This is a genomic window from Amycolatopsis albidoflavus, assembly GCF_039525725.1.
Classification (GTDB): Bacteria; Actinomycetota; Actinomycetes; order Mycobacteriales; family Pseudonocardiaceae; genus Amycolatopsis; species Amycolatopsis albidoflava.
The window spans coordinates 35,294-51,501 of record NZ_BAAAHV010000022.1; the positions used below are offsets into that span (position 1 = coordinate 35,294).

Genomic DNA, 16,208 nt, shown 5'->3' on the forward strand with positions numbered 1-16,208 from the left:
CGGTCAAGCCAAGGGAGCGGCTTCGGCTTCCTCGACCAGTTCGATCAGCTCCGCGATGTGCTGGCGGGCGCCCTCGTGGCCCGGACGCCATTCTTCGACGGCGGCCGGCAGCTTCTCCCGGATCACCTTCATGATCTCCCCGGCGTGCTCCGCGGAGTAGACGCCGAGCGAGAAGAACGCATAACCCCCGGCCACGAACTCGCGCAGGGCCGCGGCCAGCGCCGCGTCCTCGACTTCGTCCGCGACGAACTTGAGGACGCGGCGCAGCAGGCCACGGCTCGGCATCCAGTCGAGGAACTCGAGATCGGCTTTCTCCGGCGGATCGACGATGAAATCAGCGGACATGGGTCACCTCGGGATGAAGACGCAGGGCTGGATGAAGTCCGTGAGATTCTGGATCTGCTGGGCGTTCAGGCCGATCGTGCCGACCGGGCGGCGTGGTCGAAGTTCCCATCGCTGCCTGGTTTCGGTCAAGCCGGGGGAGCGGCTTCGGCTTCCTCGACCAGTTCGATCAGCTCCGCGATGTGCTGGCGGGCGCCCTCACCTGGGACGGCTCCGACCGCAACACCGGAGCCCGCACCACCGGCCCGACCCCAGCGCTCAACGCCGACATCGCCTACACCCGCGACGCCACCAACCGCATCGTCCGCCGCGACCCCCGCGACTGCGACAACAACACCGTCGCCCGCTACGGGTTCACCGGCGACGGCGACACCCCCGACCTGACCCTGAACACCGACAACCGCCTTACGTCGCTGTCGATCTCGTTGCCCGGAGGTGTGCTCTACACGAGCAAACTCGGCAACGACGGTGCCTTCACCCCCAGCTACGACCATCCCTCCGTCCGCGGCGACCTGGTCCTCACCACCGACTCCGCCGGACACCAAATCGGCGGCCTGCGCTCCTACGACCCCTACGGCCAGCCCCTGGCCCCGTCTGGCACAGTCGACACGCAGAACGTGCCGGACAACGCGCCGGGCTCGATGGACTACGGCTGGCTCGGCCAGTACCAGCGGCCCTACGAGCACACCGGGGCACTGTCACTGATCCAGATGGGCGCCCGCCCCTACAGCCCTCTGCTCGGTCGGTTCCTCTCCGTCGACCCCGTGGAGGGCGGTTCTGCCAACGACTACGACTACGTAGCCGGCGACCCCATCAACTCCCTCGACCTGGACGGACACGGCTGGTTCAGTTCGCTGATCAGCGCCGTCACGAAGGTTGCTGAGGTGGTCAGCTGGATTCCCGGGCCGATCGGTGCGATCGCCAGCGGGGTAGCTGCTGTCGGTAACGCCGTCCAGGGCAACTGGGGACAAGCGGCGTTGTACGCGGCTTCGGCGGTTACCGGCGGCATGGCGAAGTTGGCGGTCGCAGCAGCATCGCGTGTCGGAAAGGTCGCCTCACGAGGAATCCAGGTGGTAAGCAAGCCGAACCGGGTAAAGCGGATCGCGCCAGCCGGTAAATGGGCACAAAACGTCGTCCGGCATTGGGACCGAGGGACGTTCCCCAACCGTCTCCAGAGCCTTCGCTACCATTACAAAAAGCATGGTCGACCTGGTCAAACGTTCAAGGAATACGCGCGACAAGGGTATAAACTCTCGAAGCGAACCGGTGCCACAGGCAAGAAACAGTATGTCAGAGGTAAAGGCGGCGGCATCGTTTCCGCCAAGGGAAGGACTTACACGACATGGTGAAAGGAAGCGCGTACAGCAAGATTCTGGACGATCTGACTCGGTCCCGGACCCCAGCGCAACCAGACGATGCGGACGGTTTCGCAGCCTGGTCCGCGCTTGTCGAAGTTGAATCCACTTTGGCGGGGCTGCTGACAACCACTGTCCATCAGGGGGCGATCGATCGGTCTCAGCTGGACCGGATCAAGCGTTCGCTCGAACAGATCGATCCGCCCCCAGGTCCTTTGGCCGACTGGCTTTACGCCCTGCGCGAGGCGGTTGCGGCGGTGTAATGCACGCAACCCGATACTGGCGAGTGCGCCCAGTCTCGTCAGTATCGGGTTTAGGTTGGCCTCGTCTGCTTGAACAGCAGGAACGCGACAACGGCGGCCAGGCCGCCTGACACCCGATCGGACCCCGGTCAAGCCCCGCCTCGACACCACGAGCCGGGGCTTTTCCATGCCCGCACACAAAAGGGCCGGCTGCTCACGGCGGACTGCCTTGTCGGAGACAGGTCCGTGAGCACCCGGCCCGCACAAGCTGCCGGCTGTCCCTCCCCGGATCGCCGCCCACGCCCCAGAACTCCCAACATTCACTCAACCAGGGTGGGGCCAAAACCACTGGAAAACCCCTCCGCGGACAGGTCCGTTGCCAGCGGAGGCTGGCCCGGACGCTAGTCTGTGCCACTCCGGATTGGTCGGTGCCGTACCAGACGATGGTGGGCAGAGGTTGGCTGATGCGGCGGGTACGGCGCTTGACCAGGACTGTTCCTTCTTCGAGTTGGACTTCGTCGATGCTGTGGGAGCGCGACGGCAGGAGTCGCTGACGACGTGCTGGAACGTTGCGTTCGAGAGCGTCGATCCGGTCCGGAGTTTCCGCTGGGCCAAGGGACAGAAGCATTTTCCGGGCTGGTGGTGGTCTGCGACCAGCGCACGGCACGTGGGTTACGAGTCCTGGCTCGAGCGTGATCGCGCGATGCTTCTGGACTTCGACCGAGAGGTCGCAGGGTTCGCGTCGCAGCCGTTCTGGTTGCACTGGCAGGACACGAAACGCTGGCGACGGCACGCACCGGATTTCTTTGCCCGCAACCGCGACGGGGCTGGTGGGGTGGTCGACGTGCGCGCCGATGACCGCATTGAAGTGAGGGACGCGGAGGCTTTCAAGGTGATGGCGGAGGCCTGCGCCGAGGTCGGTCGGGCTTTCCGGCGGGTCGGGGTAGCCGATCCAGTGCTGGCGGCGAACGTGCGGTGGCTGTCGCGCTACCGGCATCCCCGCAACGGTGCTCGGCAAGACATTGCCGAAGCCTTGCTTGCGATCTTCAGCGAACCGACGCCGCTGTTCGTCGGTGCGGAGACGGTCGGCGACCGCATCGCGGTGCTGCCGGTGTTGTTCCATCTCCTGTGGCAACAGCGCCTGGTCACCGACTTGACAAGAGCACCGCTGAGCGCAGCCGCCACTGCCCTGTTGGTCCAGTATGGCCGTGGGAGACATTCAGCGGATCGCAGTGAAGGGCTGGGTGAACAAGACCCTCGCGAGAACACGGCCGACAAAAGCGCCCAGGACATCCTCATGCTGTTCTCGATGATCCCCGGCGAAGCCGTGGACGAAGAACTCATCGGCTCGAACCCGTGCCGGAACGGCCCCACGCCACCACCGACGAAGCGGACGCGCCGGCCGGGCGGATGAGCCCGGACAACGGACTGATGACGATCACCGACGCCTGCACCGGACTGCGATGGGGCGAACTCGCCGGGCTGCAGTGGAGCCGCACCCGCCTCGGCGACGACCTCCCGCGCATCGACATCGACCCGAAGTTCGGAGCGCTGCACGAGATACGGGGGACGACTTGAACTCGGCCCGCCGAAGACCCCGGCCAGCGTCCGCACGGTGCACCTGCCGCCGTTCCTGGCCGACGAACTGCGGGCGCACCGGAAACGCAACCCTGACGCCCGGTTCGTGTTCACCGGAGCCAACGGCGGACTGCACAGGTGGTCGAACTTCCGGCGGAGGAGCTGGCTGCCCGCCCTGGCCGGAGACGAGAAGAAGGGAAGGACATGCTCACAGCACTCCAACAACGGTGGGAGCAGGACGGCAGATGGGCCTGGGCCGACAACCCCGCGGCGGAACCGGAAGCCGCGTGAGCCCTTCGGATGCGGGGCTGTGGTCAGCAGACCGTGCTCCCCATCTGCTCCCCGAAATCACGAACGGCCTGCCGACGAAGATCATCGACAGGCCGGGTGACCAGAACAACCACACTGTGGGCGATACTGGGATCGAACCAGTGACCTCTTCGGTGTGAACGAAGCGCTCTCCCCCTGAGCTAATCGCCCGTTGTGCAACGCACCAGCCTGGGGTGGACTGGAGTGCGCGATACTGGGATTGAACCAGTGACCTCTTCCGTGTCAGGGAAGCGCTCTCCCGCTGAGCTAATCGCGCTTGCTGCTGTGCAACGTGTCGTAAACATTAGCGGACGCCCCGGCGACGTCGCACAGGGGGCCTGGTTTCGGGGACGGCGCTGGTCACTGTCCTGCGTGGACAGTCATGCGCACGCCTTCGGCCAGGCGGTAGGGGCGGGTGTCGACGATGGCGCCCAGCAGGCGGCGCAGGCGCGACACTTCGGCGCGGACGGTGACCAGATGCTCGGCGTCGCCGTAGAGGGCGTGGCTCAGTGCGACCGCGGACAGGCCGTCGCGGCCGGCCTTCTCCAGGCGGACCAGGATTTCCGCGTGTCGTTTGGTGATCGGGCGGCGCCAGCCGGTGTCGCCAGCTTGGAGGCTGAGCAGGGGAGCGGGCGTGAGGTCCAGGTCGAGCCGGACGCTGCGGGCCGTGTCGGCGGGGCGGACCAGCCAGCCGTCGGCGATGGGTTCGGGGAGGCAGGCTCCGAGACCGGGGACGGCGACGACTTGGCCGGTTTGAGGGGCGGCGATGCGTTCGCCCGCGGAGACGCCGACGCTGTGCGCGACCCAGCCGTCCTCGTCGACGACCAAAGCGGGGCCGGAGGACAGGACAGGTTCAGCCATTTGGCGCAGTCGTTCGAGGCGTTGGCGGTGCGTGCGCCAGAGTTCCGATTCGGCCACCCGTTTGCCGGTTTCGACTAGCGCGCCGATCGCCGGGTGCAGGGTCAAGGCGGGGCCGCTGATGTCGATGACGCCGAGCAGTTCGCCGGTGCGCGGGTCGTGGATCGGCGAGGCGGTGCAGTACCACGGGTGCTGGTTCTGCTCGAAGTGTTCGCCGGCGAGCAGTTCGATGGGTGCGGCTTCGGCGAGGGCGGTGCCGATCGCATTGGTGCCGACGCGGGATTCGGTCCATTCGGAGCCTTCGATGAAGCCCAGCGTGTCCGCTTTGCGCCGGACGGCGGACGAGCCTTCGCGCCACAGGATGATGCCGTCGGCGTCCGTGACTACCAGGAGCATGTGCGCCGAATCGGAGGTCGCGCCGACGACCTGGCGGAGGTCTTCGATGATGTGCCGCAGCGGCGAGCCGTGCCTGCGGCGTTCGACCTCGTCGCCGGGCACCGAATCGCGGGCGTTCATCCCGTCGGCGGTGAGGCCGAGGCTCAGCACGCGGGACCAGGAACGCGAGACGAGCGGCCGGGGCGCCGTGGCCGGACGGCTGCCGCCGATGACGGCCTCGTGCATCCGGACGAGGTCGCGGGCGTGGGTGGGCAGGTTGCGGCCCGGAGGCACCGCACTGTGCACCACCACAGTCACCTCCCGCACCGTCGCGTTAGCCGCCCAGCATAGGTGACCTGCGCCGATGTTTCCATGCACCGGGCGCGTGCAACTCGCTGCAACCCTTGCCGCGCCCGTCGTCCGGAGAGTGTGATCGGCGCTACACCACGACAGCGACGTCCGAGGAGTAGCGATGACACAGACAGTCGACCGGATCGCGGAGGCGAGTACGCCGCAGGCCCGGGTCGAGGACTGGCTGGCCCGGTTCGAGGCCGCGCTGACCGCCCGCGACGTCGAGGCCGCCGCGGCGTTGTTCGCCGTCGATTCCTACTGGCGCGACCTGGTTTCGTTCACCTGGAACCTCAAGACCGTCGAGGGCCGCGACGGGGTCGCGGGCTTGCTCGGCGGCTGTCTGGAAGCGACGGACCCGAGCGGATTCCGCACCTCCGAACCGGCGACTGAAAGCGACGGCGTCACCGAGGCGTGGATCGAGTTCGAGACCGCCGCCGGACGCGCGAAAGGGCATCTGCGGCTGAAGGAAGAGGGCGCGTGGACGCTGCTCACCAGCCTGCGCGAGCTGAAGGGTTTCGAGGAGTCGCAGCGGGAACGGCGGCCCAAGGGCGTCGAGCACGGCGTGGTCCGCGGCCGCCGGTCGTGGGCGGAGAAGCGGGCCGAGGAGCAGGAGACGCTCGGCTACGGCGAGCAGCCCTACGTCGTCGTGATCGGCGGCGGGCAGGGCGGGATCGCGCTCGGGGCCCGGCTGCGCCAGCTCGGCGTGCCCTCGCTGGTGGTGGAGCGCAACGACCGGCCCGGCGATTCGTGGCGCAAGCGGTACAAGAACCTCTGCCTGCACGACCCGGTCTGGTACGACCACCTGCCCTACCTGCCGTTCCCGGAGAACTGGCCGGTGTTCGCGCCGAAGGACAAGATCGCGGACTGGCTGGAGATGTACACGCGCCTGATGGAGGTGCCGTACTGGACGCGCTCGGCGGTCACCTCCGCGGTCTGGGATGACGACGCGAAGCAGTGGCACGTCACGGTCGACCGCGACGGCGAGCAGGTGGCCCTGACGCCGAAGCATGTCGTGTTCGCGACCGGGATGTCCGGCAAGCCGAATCTGCCGTCGTTCCCCGGGATGGACGAGTTCGAGGGCGACCAGCACCACTCGTCGCAGCACCCCGGACCGGACGCGTACGCGGGCAAGAAGGCGGTCGTCGTCGGCTCGAACAACTCGGCGCACGACATCTGCGCGGCGCTGTGGGAGCACGGCGCGGACGTGACGATGGTGCAGCGCTCGTCCACGCACATCGTGAAGTCGGATTCGCTGATGGATCTGGGCCTCGGCGACCTGTACTCGGAGCGTGCGCTGGCCGCGGGCGTCACCACCGAGAAGGCCGACCTGATCTTCGCGTCGATCCCGTACCGGATCATGCCGGAGTTCCAGATCCCGGTGTACCAAGCGATCCACGAGCGCGACGCGGACTTCTACGCCCGGCTCGAGGCGGCGGGCTTCAAACACGACTGGGGCGACGACGGTTCCGGCCTGTTCATGAAGTACCTGCGCCGCGGCTCCGGCTACTACATCGACGTCGGCGCGTCGGAGCTCGTCGCCAACGGCAGCATCAAGCTCGCGCACGGCCAGGTCGACCACTTGACCGCGAACTCGGTGGTGCTGTCGGACGGCACCGAACTGGAGGCCGACGTCGTCGTCTACGCGACCGGCTACGGCTCGATGAACGGCTGGGTCGCCGATCTGGTCGGTCAGGAAACCGCGGACCGGGTCGGCAAATGCTGGGGCCTCGGCTCGGAAACGACCAAGGACCCGGGCCCGTGGGAGGGCGAGCAGCGCAACATGTGGAAGCCCACCCAGCAGGAGGGATTGTGGTTCCACGGCGGGAATCTGCACCAGTCGCGGCATTACTCGCTGTATCTGGCGCTGCAGCTGAAGGCGCGGTTCGAAGGTCTTGAGACGCCGGTGTACGGGCTGCAGGACGTGCATCACCTGTCTTGACGCGGTGAGGGAAACCCGGTGGCTGCCTTGAGGGCGGTCACCGGGTTTTCTTTGTAGGCTGGCAGCCGGGCGGCGGCACCTCGGCTCCCTCGCCGGCCACCTGACCAGTGAGGACGAGCGATGACGCGTATTCACGACCTGCTTCGCACCGCGCCCGCGGACGCCGTCGGCTGGACCGCCGGTTCACGCGACCTCCGGATTTCCGAGATGGACGCGTGGTCGGACCGGATCGCCGCCGACTTCCTGCGGCGTGGAGTGCGGCGCGGCGACCGGATCGCGGTCAACGGGCGCACGACGCCGGAATGGCTGGCGGTGTACTTCGCCGCCGCGAAGATCGGTGCCGCGGTGGTCGGGCTGAGCCCGCGATACCGGGAAACCGAGTTCGCGCACATCCTCAACGATTCCGGCGCGCGTCTCGTGGTGACCGAGCCATCGGCGGGTGAGGTGGATTTCCTTGCCCTGCTGGGGAAACTGGAACTGCCCGGCGTTTCTTTCGTGACGTTCGCCGAACTGGGCTCCGCGGAGCCTGACGAAGCGCTGGCCGCCGCCTCGGCCGCAGTCGAAGAGGACGACCCAGTGATGATCATCTACACCTCCGGCACCACCGGCCGTCCCAAAGGCGCGACGTTGACTCATCGCGGCCAGCTGGCGTCGGCCGCCGCTGAAGCCGATCACCTCCAGTTGAGCCCCGCCGACGTGCTGCCGGTGGCCGTTCCGCTGAATCACGTCAGCGGCATCACCTGCTGTGTCCTGTCCGCTTTGGTCGCGGGCAGCCGGACGGTGCTGCTGCCGTCCTTCGACGCCGGGGCCGCCGCCGATCTGTTCCGGACCGCTGGCCTGACGATGTGGGTCGGCGTCCCGACGATGCACACGCTGCTGCTGAATCACGAGCGTTTCGCCGGTGTCGACACGTCCGCGATCCGCGTGGTGGTCACCGGCGGCGCGAACGCGGAACCGGCTCTGCTGCAACGGCTTACGGCTGCGTTCCCTAAGGCGACCGTGATGAACCTGTACGGGTTGAGCGAGGTTTCCGGCGCTGTCGTGATGACGCCGTGGGGTGCCAGCACGGAAGCGACCGAAAGCTCGATCGGCGTTCCTTTCCCTGGGGTGGAAGCAAAAATCGCTTCCCCGTCCGGAGAAGCGCTGCCGATGGGCGAAACCGGCGAGCTTTTGTTCCGGACGCCGTCGATCATGGCTGGTTACCACAATCTGCCGACGGAAACCGCGGCTGCGGTCGACGCGGACGGCTGGTTGCACACCGGCGACATGGCCCGCGCGGACGAGGACGGGTACCTGACGTTGCACGGCCGCGCCAAGGACATGTTCGTCCAAGGCGGATTCAACATCTATCCGATTGAGGTGGAGAACGTCCTCGCCGCGCATCCAGGGGTCCTGATGGCTGCCGGAGTCGGCGTTCCCGACCCGGTGCTGGGCGAGATCGGCCGGTATTACGTTGTCCCGGCACAGGATTCGGCGGTCACCGAGGCGGAGCTGAAGGAGTTCTGCGCGGGGAAGGTGGCGGACTACAAGGTCCCGCGCCAGATCGTGCTCCGGCCCAGCCTGCCGCTCACGCCGTCCGGAAAGGTGCAAAAAGCCGCCCTGCGCACGGAAAACTAGACGTTCGCCGTGACCGCTTCCTGGATCACCCTCGCGGCATCGGCGAACGCACCGGGATTCGGCCCGGCGTAGTTGAGCCGGATGAAGCGTCCGGTCGGTTCGGCGGGGAACCATTCGTCGCCGGGGCCGATGACCACGCCCGCGGATTCGCAGTCGCGGACGACGTGTGCCAGGTCGACCGTTCCGGGCAGCCGCGCCCAGAGGTTCAGCCCGCCCTGCGGCACGGATTCGACGTGCACTGCGGGCGCGTGCTCGCGGAGGCCGGTGAGCAGCAGGTCGCGGCGGGTCTTGAGCTGGTGGCGAACCCGGCGCAGGTGGGTGCGCCACGCGGGCTGGGTCACGACGTCGAGCGCGACGGTCTGCAGCACCGTGCTGACGTACATCGACTCGGCAAGCGTGTCGACGAGAATCCGGTCGCGCGCCGGGCCGCGGGCGATCAGCGCGGCGACGCGGATCGCGGGGGAGACGCTCTTGGTGAGGGAGCGGAGGTAGACCACGTGACCGTCGTCGTCGCGGCCCGCGAGCAGCTGCGGTTCCGCGATGATGCCGAAATCGTGCGCGGAATCGTCCTCGATCAGGAACGCGCCGTGCTGGCGAACGATGTCGAGGACGCGGCCGGCCAGGTCGGGAGACCACAGCGCACCGGTCGGGCTGGCGAAACTGGGCTGCGCGTAGAAGGCCCGCGCGCCCGTTTGCTCGAACGTCCTGGCCAGCACGTCGGGATCCGGTCCGTTCGGGCCGCTCGGCACCGGTACCACCGCGACGCCCGCTTTCGTCGCCGCGAGGATCGCGCCCCAGTACGTCGGCGATTCCAGCAGCAGCGGCTGTCCCGGCCCGACCAGCGCGCGGAACGCGGTGACCAGGCCGCTCTGGCTGCCCGGGGTGATCACGACGTCCCGTGGCGTGACCGGCGCGATCCCGGCCGCCGTCACCGCGCGGAGTTCCGCGGCGAACCAGGCCTGCAATTCGGGAACGCCCGCGGTCGGCGGCCTTCCGACCAGGGCCGCGGTCCGTGCCGCCCGGGAGAACGCACTCCGGACGAGCCGCTCCGGCAGCAGCTCCGGGTCGGGATAGCCGGAATGAAGCGCTACTGAGTTGGTGGAGGCCGGCTGCAGCGACGCGGGATGCTTGAGCACTCCGTGCCCCGGCGTTCCGAGCGCGGCGGTCTGCCAGCTGTAATCGCCGGTCCCGGTGGCAGGCGCCGCGCGGACGAACGTGCCGACGCCCGGAAGACTCTCCACCATCCCTTGGGAAGACAGGCTGCGCAGTGCTTTCTGGACAGTCACCGGACTGGCCGAATACCGCGCGACCAGCTCCCGCGAGGACGGCAGCTTCGCTCCGGCCGGTGCGGTGCTGATCCACTCGCGCAGTGTCGAAGCGATCCGGGAGCTGCTATCGTCGGACATGAAACTGAAGGATAGCGCTACTCTCCAGGCGGTACCGGCGCTACCCCGGGCCGGTCTCTGGTGGGGGCTGCTCGGTGTCGTGGCGTTCTCGTTCACGATGCCGTTCACGCGGCTCGCCGTGGAAAACGGCGGCCTCTCGGCGATGTTCATCGGCTCGGCACGGGCAGCGGTCGCCGCGGTGCTCGCGGCCGTCGCGCTGAGCGTCACCAAACAACGCCTCCCGCGTGGCGCCCAATGGTTCCGCCTCGCCGTCGTCGCCGGCGGCGTGGTGATCGGCTTCCCGCTGCTGACCTCCTACGCCCTCACCGCCGCGTCCGCCAGCCACGGCGCTGTCGTCATCGCGCTGCTCCCCGCCGCGACGGCCGTAGTAGCGGTCCTCCGCACGCGCGAACGTCCACCCGCGACTTTCTGGGCGTTGGCCGCGGTGGGCGCCGTCGCCGCGATCGGCTTCGCCGTCCTGCAAGGCGGTGGCCTCAGCGGTCTGCAATGGTCGGACGCGCTCTTCTTCGGCGCAGTACTGGCCGCCGCCGTCGGCTACGCGGAAGGCGGTCTGCTCGCGCGGGAATTGGGCGCGTGGCAAACCGTTTCGTGGGCGCTGGTGGTCGCTTCGCCGCTGATGGTCGGGTTGACCGTCGTGTCGGTGGCGAGCCACCCTCCACATGCGACAGTCGGGGAGTGGGCCGCTTTCGCGTATTTGGCAGTGGTGAGCATGTATTTGGGCTTCTTCGCGTGGTACCGGGGGCTGGGTCTGGGGCCGATGACGCAGGTCAGCCAGGTGCAGTTGGTGCAGCCGGTGCTGAATCTGTTGTGGGCAGCGATTTTCCTGGGCGAGGAGCTGACCTGGCAGACCATCCTGGGCGGCCTGGCAGTGGTGGCCTGCGCGGGGAGCGCGGTGCGGGTGCGGACTGCTCGCCCCCCGGTACAGGCGGCAGTCGAGGGTGCGAAGTGATCTCGCTTGCCGGACAGACCCAGCGCAGGACCGTTCTTTGACCGGTCAGCTCCAGTAATCGCGGTCGGGCAGCCGGATCCAGGCGTCCGGCGGTCCGATCACCGAACGGTTGTCGACCGGCCGCAGCCCCGCGTAGGCGAAGCAATAGGCGAGTGCCTCATCCTCGTACAGGCAGGACAGGAGCACGTCGCCTTGCTCGCTCGGCTCGCCGCCGGGGTGCAGGTCCCAGCCGATGACCTCGCCGTCGCGGAGGATGCTGCCCTGGTTGCCGCTCTTGGGATTGGCGTACATGCCGTAGCAGATCGTGCCCGCCGACAGGGCCTTGGTGACGCCAGGCATTTGCGGCCCGTATCCCCAGGGCTGCGCGAGGACGCATCCGCCCGGCACGTCGGTGGCCCACATGGTCAGAATGGTGTTGTCGTCATTGAACGGGTCTTCTTCCCACGCGGCCTCCAGTTCGTCCCGTTCGCGGAGGACCTCCGCGGAAAGCCTGCGCACCGCCTCGGCGACGTCGATGCCCGCGACGCAAGCGATGCCCAGCCCCTCGAGGTGCTGATCGCCGAGCGCGGCGATCAGCCGATGGCTTTCCTCGACGATCGCGGTTTCCTCTGGCGTCAACGAAACTCCCAAGTCTGGCAACTCCGGCGTCGGGCTCGTCAGGCTCAGCCGTCCCGGCGACCAGCCCGACATCATCTCCAGCAGCGGATCCGCGCCCGCGGCGACGAGCGCGCGGGCGTTGTCCGGCCGGTGTGCGGCCACTGCCCGCCACAGCGCGGTCCGGCCGTCGGACAGCGCGTCCACGTCGTGCACCCGCCGCGCCAGTTCGGCCACGACCTCCGTTGAGCCGTACTCGGCCGCGGCGTGCAGCGGCGGCCCGGGCCACCCGTCGCCGACGTTCGGGTCGGCACCGTTTTCCAGCTGGGCTCGCACCTCGCCGAGATCCGTCCAGCTTTGCCAGCCGAGGCCGGTCCATCCCCCGTCACTGCGCATGCCGGACAGCATGCCGGATCAGCCGTGCGCCCGGTACGTCCGCCCGAGATGATCCTGAAGCCGCGCATGGCGAAACTGGTACACCGCCCCAGCCTGCCGCAACACCCCGCGCCGGTACGCGTCGTCCAGAAACGCCGTCACCGCCCAAGGCAGCCGGCCAGTCATGGGCAGCCAGATCCGCGCCAGGAGCACCCACTGTCCCCAAGCCGTAAACGCCAGCACGTAAGAAAGCCCGCCGCCCAGCCCTCCGACGGCTCCGATGAGCAGCCCCGACGACAGCGGCCAGCGAAGCGGGCCCAACGGACCTTGAAGCAGCTCGACCAGCGCCCACCCGCCGAATGCGATGGCGAGGGCGACCGTCGGCACCAGAATCAGCAATTGGCGCAACGCAGTCGTGCGATTTGTGGCCAGCAGACCGAGCGGAGTGGCGGCCGAGCCGACGTCCAGCGGGATCTCCAGCGCGGCCATCAGCCCGAACACGAGCCCGGCCGCCAGCCCGAAGATGAGTCCGTAGACCAGCGTCGGGACGAGCATTTTCTCCGCCAAGGACTTGCCGTCCGGCGGAAATCCGAAGAGCAGGCCGTGCAAAGCCGTGTTCACCGGGCCGTAGCCGAGCCCGATCACGAAGCCGCCCAGCAGGGCGGTGCCGAGCCGGGCGGCGTAAGCGCGGACGAAGTGCCGTCCGGTCCGATGTCGTCCCCGCAACCGGATCTGCACGCGCGACGGCTCGATCGTTCTTCGGCCGCACACGATCATCAGGCCGTAGACCAGTCCGAAGGCCAGGCCGACCATCGGCCCGATCAGGAGGCCGTCCATCAGGCCCGCGCGGAAGGTGAACGCGGTCCCGCGGCCGATCAGGTCAAGCGGGACGAAGACAAGCCAGTTCAGCACGGCGATCGCCAGCGTCGAAGCGACGACGACGGCGAGGATCCGCGACGACCGGCGCAGCGAATCGCCCAGCTGCCACCAGGCCAGATCGTGGTCGTCGAGCTGGCCGACGTGCTGGGCGAGAAAGCCCAGCCACCGCTGGGCGCGTCCGGGATCCCAGCTCCGGGGCGGGCGCGCCAGATGCGGGGGCCGGTGCTGGTACACGGTGGGCACGAAGCTGGCCAGCAGATGGTCTTCGAGAGCGTCCGAGGTCGGAAACCGGGCGGTGTCCAGCAAAACCGCCGGGTCCCGGTCAGGGACATCGCTGTAGACGGTGCGCGCGAGGCCCGCCATCAGCGGCGTTCGCAACGCCGTCGCCAGGCGTCCGCCGGGATGCTCGCGCACGTCGGCGAGCACCGGGCCCCACGGGTTTCCGTCGCGGGAGGTCGTGCGGGGCAGGTAATTCGCGACATCCGTCGGGGTCAGGTCGAGCAGTTCCACGCCCGCGGCCGCAGTCGGCACGTCGGTCGCGGCGACCGCCGTCTCGTATTCGCCGGGACGGCTGGTCAGCAGAAACGGCAGCGAGGTGGCGCTGAGCGCGGCCAGCGCGGCGGCGTGCAATCCGCCGGAGATCTCGTCGAATCCGTCCAGAACCGGGAGGACGCATCCGGTTTCGACAAGTTCGGCGGCAAGCGAAGCGGTCAGGCCGGGGTAGTCGGGATAGTCCTGCGGCAGCCGTTCGATCAGCCAGTCGCGCAGCGTGCGGGCCGTCGGGTCCCACGAGCTGACGGCGAAGACCGTCGGCACCGGTTCGCCGGCGGCGCGCGTCCGGAGACAGCTCAGCACGAACCGCAGCGTCAGGATCGTCTTCCCGGAACCGGCCCGGCCGAGGACGACCAGCCGCCCGGACGGGATCCGCCGGTAGACGTCCGCGATGTCGTCCAGTTCGCCGTCCAGCTTCAGCGGTTCCGCGGCGCCGCCGGGCGGGACGCCGCGGATGTTGTCCCAGCGATCGGTGAGCCGTTCGGACGCCAACTGCCAGCGCACCGGCAACGGGAACGGATCGTGGACCCGGCGTTGCTCTTCTTCGCGTTGCCAGCGAGAAGCGACCACCTGCGCGAATTGGTCCGCGGCGTCGGAAAGTGCGCTCCGGATTCGCGGAGGCTCGATCTCGTCCGGCGCGGAGGAGACGCCGAACTCGGCCAGCAGCGCGCGACGCTCGGCCGTCGTGGATCCCAGCGCGTCGGCCAACAGCTTCACGGTGCCCATCCGCGGATCGATGGGTTTGCCGTTCTCCAGCCGCCGGATGGTGCTGACGCTGACCTCGGAGCGCTCCGCCAATTGCTCTTGCGTCAACCCGGCATGCCGCCGCATCTCCCGCAGCAGAACGCCGGCCCGGCTCGTCACCGCGGAGACCCCTCACTGTGCGCCCGCCTTCCCGGAAATGACCTTACCGCGCGGGCCGGTCATCTTTGACCGGCTTGTGCTCTGGCACCACGACCTGCGCGAACGCGACCATGATCGGCATCGATCCCCCAGCCCGGTCACCTCGCCGGAAGAGAGAAGGAAACCGGGTATGGCCGCCGACTACCGGTACTGGTGCGGCGAATGCGGCTACCGGACGCCTTGGCTCACGCGGGCCGGCAGTGCCGAGCAGCGGACGCGGCACTACGCCGAGTGCCATCCCGGCGTTCCGCCAAGGGGGCAGGCGGAGCGCCGCCGGTCGGCCAGCGGCGGGGTCGGGTGCCTGGTGCTGGTGGGCGTGCTGCTGCTGATCGTCGTGGCGGTGGCCGTCTGCCGGTACCAGTTCAGATAGCTCCGGAACCCCTCGAGCGAAGGAGAGATTTTGTGCGCACACTGAGACGGACAGCCTCGGTATTGGCGAGTGTCGCCGTCGCCGTGGCACTGGCCGCACCGGCATCCGCGGCCGACGCCCACGCCGACACCCAGGCTGTCCTCAACGGCTATCAGTCCCACGCCGGACCTGGTGCCGCCGTCTACGCGGGCAACGCGTCCGGGTCGTGGCACCTGTCCGCCGGCAGCGCCACGATCACTGGAGCCGCGCGTCCGCTGGAGCCGAACGAGCACTTCCGCATCGCCAGCCAGACCAAGACCTTCACCGCGTCGGTCGTCCTGCAGCTCGTCGACGAGGGCAAGGTCGTGCTCGACGCGCCGATCGAGCGGTACCTGCCCGGCCTCGTCGACGGCAACGGCTACGACGGCAACCGGATCACCGTCCGGCAGCTGCTCCAGCACAACGCCGGAATCCCCGCCCCGGATGTGGTGGCCTGGGCCCAGAAAGCGGCCGGGCTCGTCAAACCGGACGGCAGCATCGGTCTTCGCGACCTGGTCCAGGTCGGGCTGCGCAATTTCCCGCCCGCGTCCGCGCCGGGCACGAGCGTGCTGTACTCCAACCTGGGCTACCTGATCAACGGCCTGCTGATCGAGCAGGTCACCGGAATGTCCGTCGGCGACGCGATCACCTCCCGGATCATCGACCGGCTCGGCCTGGCGCAGACCAGTTTCCCGCGCGCGGGCGATCGTTCTCTCCCCGCGCCGTATCTCGCCGGGTACCGCGGGGTCCGGGCGGGCCCGTTCTTCTTCTGGACCGAGACGACCTCGGCTCCGGTCATCTCCGAACCGTCGATCGAAAGCTCGGCCGGCGCGGTCGTCTCGACGCTGTCGGACCTGTCGGCGTTCTACCGCGCGCTGCTCGACGGCAAGGTCGTCTCCCCGGCCGCGCTGGCCGAGATGCGCCGGACGATCCAGGTTCCGGTGCACGATCCGAACTACGTCGGGCTGGGCCTCGGCCTGCAGGCCATCACGCTGTCCTGCGGCGGGCAAGCGTGGTTCCACAACGGCCTCGCGGCGTCCGGCTACAGCTCGTTGACCGCGGTGACCGACGACGGCCGGTACGCCTCGATGATGACCAACGCGTGGGAGCTGACGAGCCTCCGGCCCTCGCCGGTCGACGTGATCGACTCCGCTCTCTGCGGCAGCAGGCAGTGAACCCTACGAATCAAGGAGCGT

Annotated in this window: 14 protein-coding genes and 2 tRNA genes; 9 read left to right on the top strand and 7 right to left on the bottom strand. The window is 68.6% G+C overall.

Going from position 1 to position 16,208, the window contains the following annotated elements; genetic code table 11:
* Positions 1-3: 3 nt before the first annotated feature.
* Positions 4-345: a hypothetical protein gene (locus ABD156_RS33130; RefSeq protein ID WP_344283029.1), complete on the bottom strand. Its 342-nt coding sequence runs from the start codon at positions 343-345 to the stop codon at positions 4-6.
* Positions 346-437: 92 nt separating this feature from the next.
* Here ABD156_RS33130 and ABD156_RS33135 point away from each other — a divergent pair, with 92 nt between their 5' ends.
* The 4 genes from ABD156_RS33135 (at position 438) to ABD156_RS33150 (ending at position 3,517) form a co-directional block, all read left to right on the top strand.
* Positions 438-1,691, top strand: coding sequence for an RHS repeat-associated core domain-containing protein (locus ABD156_RS33135; RefSeq protein WP_344283032.1), 1,254 nt, complete (start codon positions 438-440; stop codon positions 1,689-1,691).
* Positions 1,685-1,960 carry a hypothetical protein gene (locus tag ABD156_RS33140; protein ID WP_344283035.1) on the top strand — a complete coding sequence of 92 codons (276 nt, stop codon included), beginning with the start codon at positions 1,685-1,687 and terminating at the stop codon, positions 1,958-1,960. The genes ABD156_RS33135 and ABD156_RS33140 overlap by 7 nt, the downstream gene beginning before the upstream one ends.
* A 436-nt stretch (positions 1,961-2,396) precedes the next feature.
* On the top strand, positions 2,397-3,353 hold the full coding sequence (locus tag ABD156_RS33145) for a TnsA-like heteromeric transposase endonuclease subunit (RefSeq protein WP_344283038.1): 957 nt from the start codon (positions 2,397-2,399) through the stop codon (positions 3,351-3,353).
* Positions 3,354-3,370: 17 nt separating this feature from the next.
* A complete protein-coding gene (locus ABD156_RS33150) occupies positions 3,371-3,517 on the top strand; it encodes a hypothetical protein (RefSeq protein WP_344283041.1) in 147 nt (48 codons plus the stop codon).
* A 408-nt stretch (positions 3,518-3,925) separates the two neighbouring features.
* Here the strand turns inward: ABD156_RS33150 and ABD156_RS33155 are convergent.
* From ABD156_RS33155 to ABD156_RS33165, 3 genes are all read right to left on the bottom strand, one after another.
* A tRNA-Val gene (locus tag ABD156_RS33155) sits at positions 3,926-3,997 on the bottom strand.
* A gap of 34 nt (positions 3,998-4,031) precedes the next feature.
* Positions 4,032-4,103, bottom strand: a tRNA-Val gene (locus ABD156_RS33160).
* 83 nt (positions 4,104-4,186) lie between these two features.
* A complete protein-coding gene (locus ABD156_RS33165) occupies positions 4,187-5,377 on the bottom strand; it encodes a sigma-54-dependent transcriptional regulator family protein (protein WP_377927254.1) in 1,191 nt (396 codons plus the stop codon).
* Between the two features lie 154 nt (positions 5,378-5,531).
* Between ABD156_RS33165 and ABD156_RS33170 the strand changes: the two genes are divergently transcribed.
* Positions 5,532-7,349: an NAD(P)-binding domain-containing protein gene (locus tag ABD156_RS33170; RefSeq protein WP_344283044.1), complete on the top strand. Its 1,818-nt coding sequence runs from the start codon at positions 5,532-5,534 to the stop codon at positions 7,347-7,349.
* Between the two features lie 120 nt (positions 7,350-7,469).
* Positions 7,470-8,966, top strand: coding sequence for a class I adenylate-forming enzyme family protein (locus ABD156_RS33175; protein WP_344283047.1), 1,497 nt, complete (start codon positions 7,470-7,472; stop codon positions 8,964-8,966).
* Here ABD156_RS33175 and ABD156_RS33180 read toward each other — a convergent pair.
* Positions 8,963-10,372: an aminotransferase-like domain-containing protein gene (locus ABD156_RS33180; RefSeq protein WP_344283050.1), complete on the bottom strand. Its 1,410-nt coding sequence runs from the start codon at positions 10,370-10,372 to the stop codon at positions 8,963-8,965. The genes ABD156_RS33175 and ABD156_RS33180 overlap by 4 nt on opposite strands.
* Here ABD156_RS33180 and ABD156_RS33185 point away from each other — a divergent pair.
* Positions 10,371-11,321, top strand: coding sequence for a DMT family transporter (locus tag ABD156_RS33185; RefSeq protein ID WP_344283053.1), 951 nt, complete (start codon positions 10,371-10,373; stop codon positions 11,319-11,321). The two genes, ABD156_RS33180 and ABD156_RS33185, sit on opposite strands and share 2 nt — an antisense overlap.
* A gap of 45 nt (positions 11,322-11,366) precedes the next feature.
* Here ABD156_RS33185 and ABD156_RS33190 read toward each other — a convergent pair whose 3' ends face one another.
* Positions 11,367-12,311 (bottom strand): ankyrin repeat domain-containing protein, encoded by a 945-nt coding sequence (locus ABD156_RS33190; RefSeq protein WP_344283056.1) that lies wholly within the window; start codon positions 12,309-12,311, stop codon positions 11,367-11,369.
* Between the two features lie 18 nt (positions 12,312-12,329).
* Entirely contained in the window at positions 12,330-14,585 is a 2,256-nt protein-coding gene (locus ABD156_RS33195; protein ID WP_344283060.1) for a helix-turn-helix domain-containing protein, read from the bottom strand.
* A 169-nt stretch (positions 14,586-14,754) separates the two neighbouring features.
* Between ABD156_RS33195 and ABD156_RS33200 the strand changes: the two genes are divergently transcribed.
* Entirely contained in the window at positions 14,755-14,994 is a 240-nt protein-coding gene (locus tag ABD156_RS33200) for a hypothetical protein (protein ID WP_344283063.1), read from the top strand.
* A gap of 32 nt (positions 14,995-15,026) precedes the next feature.
* Positions 15,027-16,187: a serine hydrolase domain-containing protein gene (locus ABD156_RS33205; RefSeq protein ID WP_344283066.1), complete on the top strand. Its 1,161-nt coding sequence runs from the start codon at positions 15,027-15,029 to the stop codon at positions 16,185-16,187.
* The last annotated feature ends 21 nt before the right edge of the window (positions 16,188-16,208 follow it).

Excerpts from the sequence above, each read along its gene's own strand:
- ABD156_RS33130 (WP_344283029.1), bottom strand. The coding sequence starts at position 345 with ATGTCCGCTGATTTCATCGTCGATCCGCCGGAGAAAGCCGATCTCGAG.
- ABD156_RS33140 (WP_344283035.1), top strand. The coding sequence starts at position 1,685 with ATGGTGAAAGGAAGCGCGTACAGCAAGATTCTGGACGATCTGACTCGG.
- ABD156_RS33150 (WP_344283041.1), top strand. The coding sequence starts at position 3,371 with ATGACGATCACCGACGCCTGCACCGGACTGCGATGGGGCGAACTCGCC.
- ABD156_RS33170 (WP_344283044.1), top strand. The coding sequence starts at position 5,532 with ATGACACAGACAGTCGACCGGATCGCGGAGGCGAGTACGCCGCAGGCC.
- ABD156_RS33175 (WP_344283047.1), top strand. The coding sequence starts at position 7,470 with ATGACGCGTATTCACGACCTGCTTCGCACCGCGCCCGCGGACGCCGTC.
- ABD156_RS33185 (WP_344283053.1), top strand. The coding sequence starts at position 10,371 with ATGAAACTGAAGGATAGCGCTACTCTCCAGGCGGTACCGGCGCTACCC.
- ABD156_RS33180 (WP_344283050.1), bottom strand. The coding sequence starts at position 10,372 with ATGTCCGACGATAGCAGCTCCCGGATCGCTTCGACACTGCGCGAGTGG.
- ABD156_RS33190 (WP_344283056.1), bottom strand. The coding sequence starts at position 12,311 with ATGCGCAGTGACGGGGGATGGACCGGCCTCGGCTGGCAAAGCTGGACG.
- ABD156_RS33200 (WP_344283063.1), top strand. The coding sequence starts at position 14,755 with ATGGCCGCCGACTACCGGTACTGGTGCGGCGAATGCGGCTACCGGACG.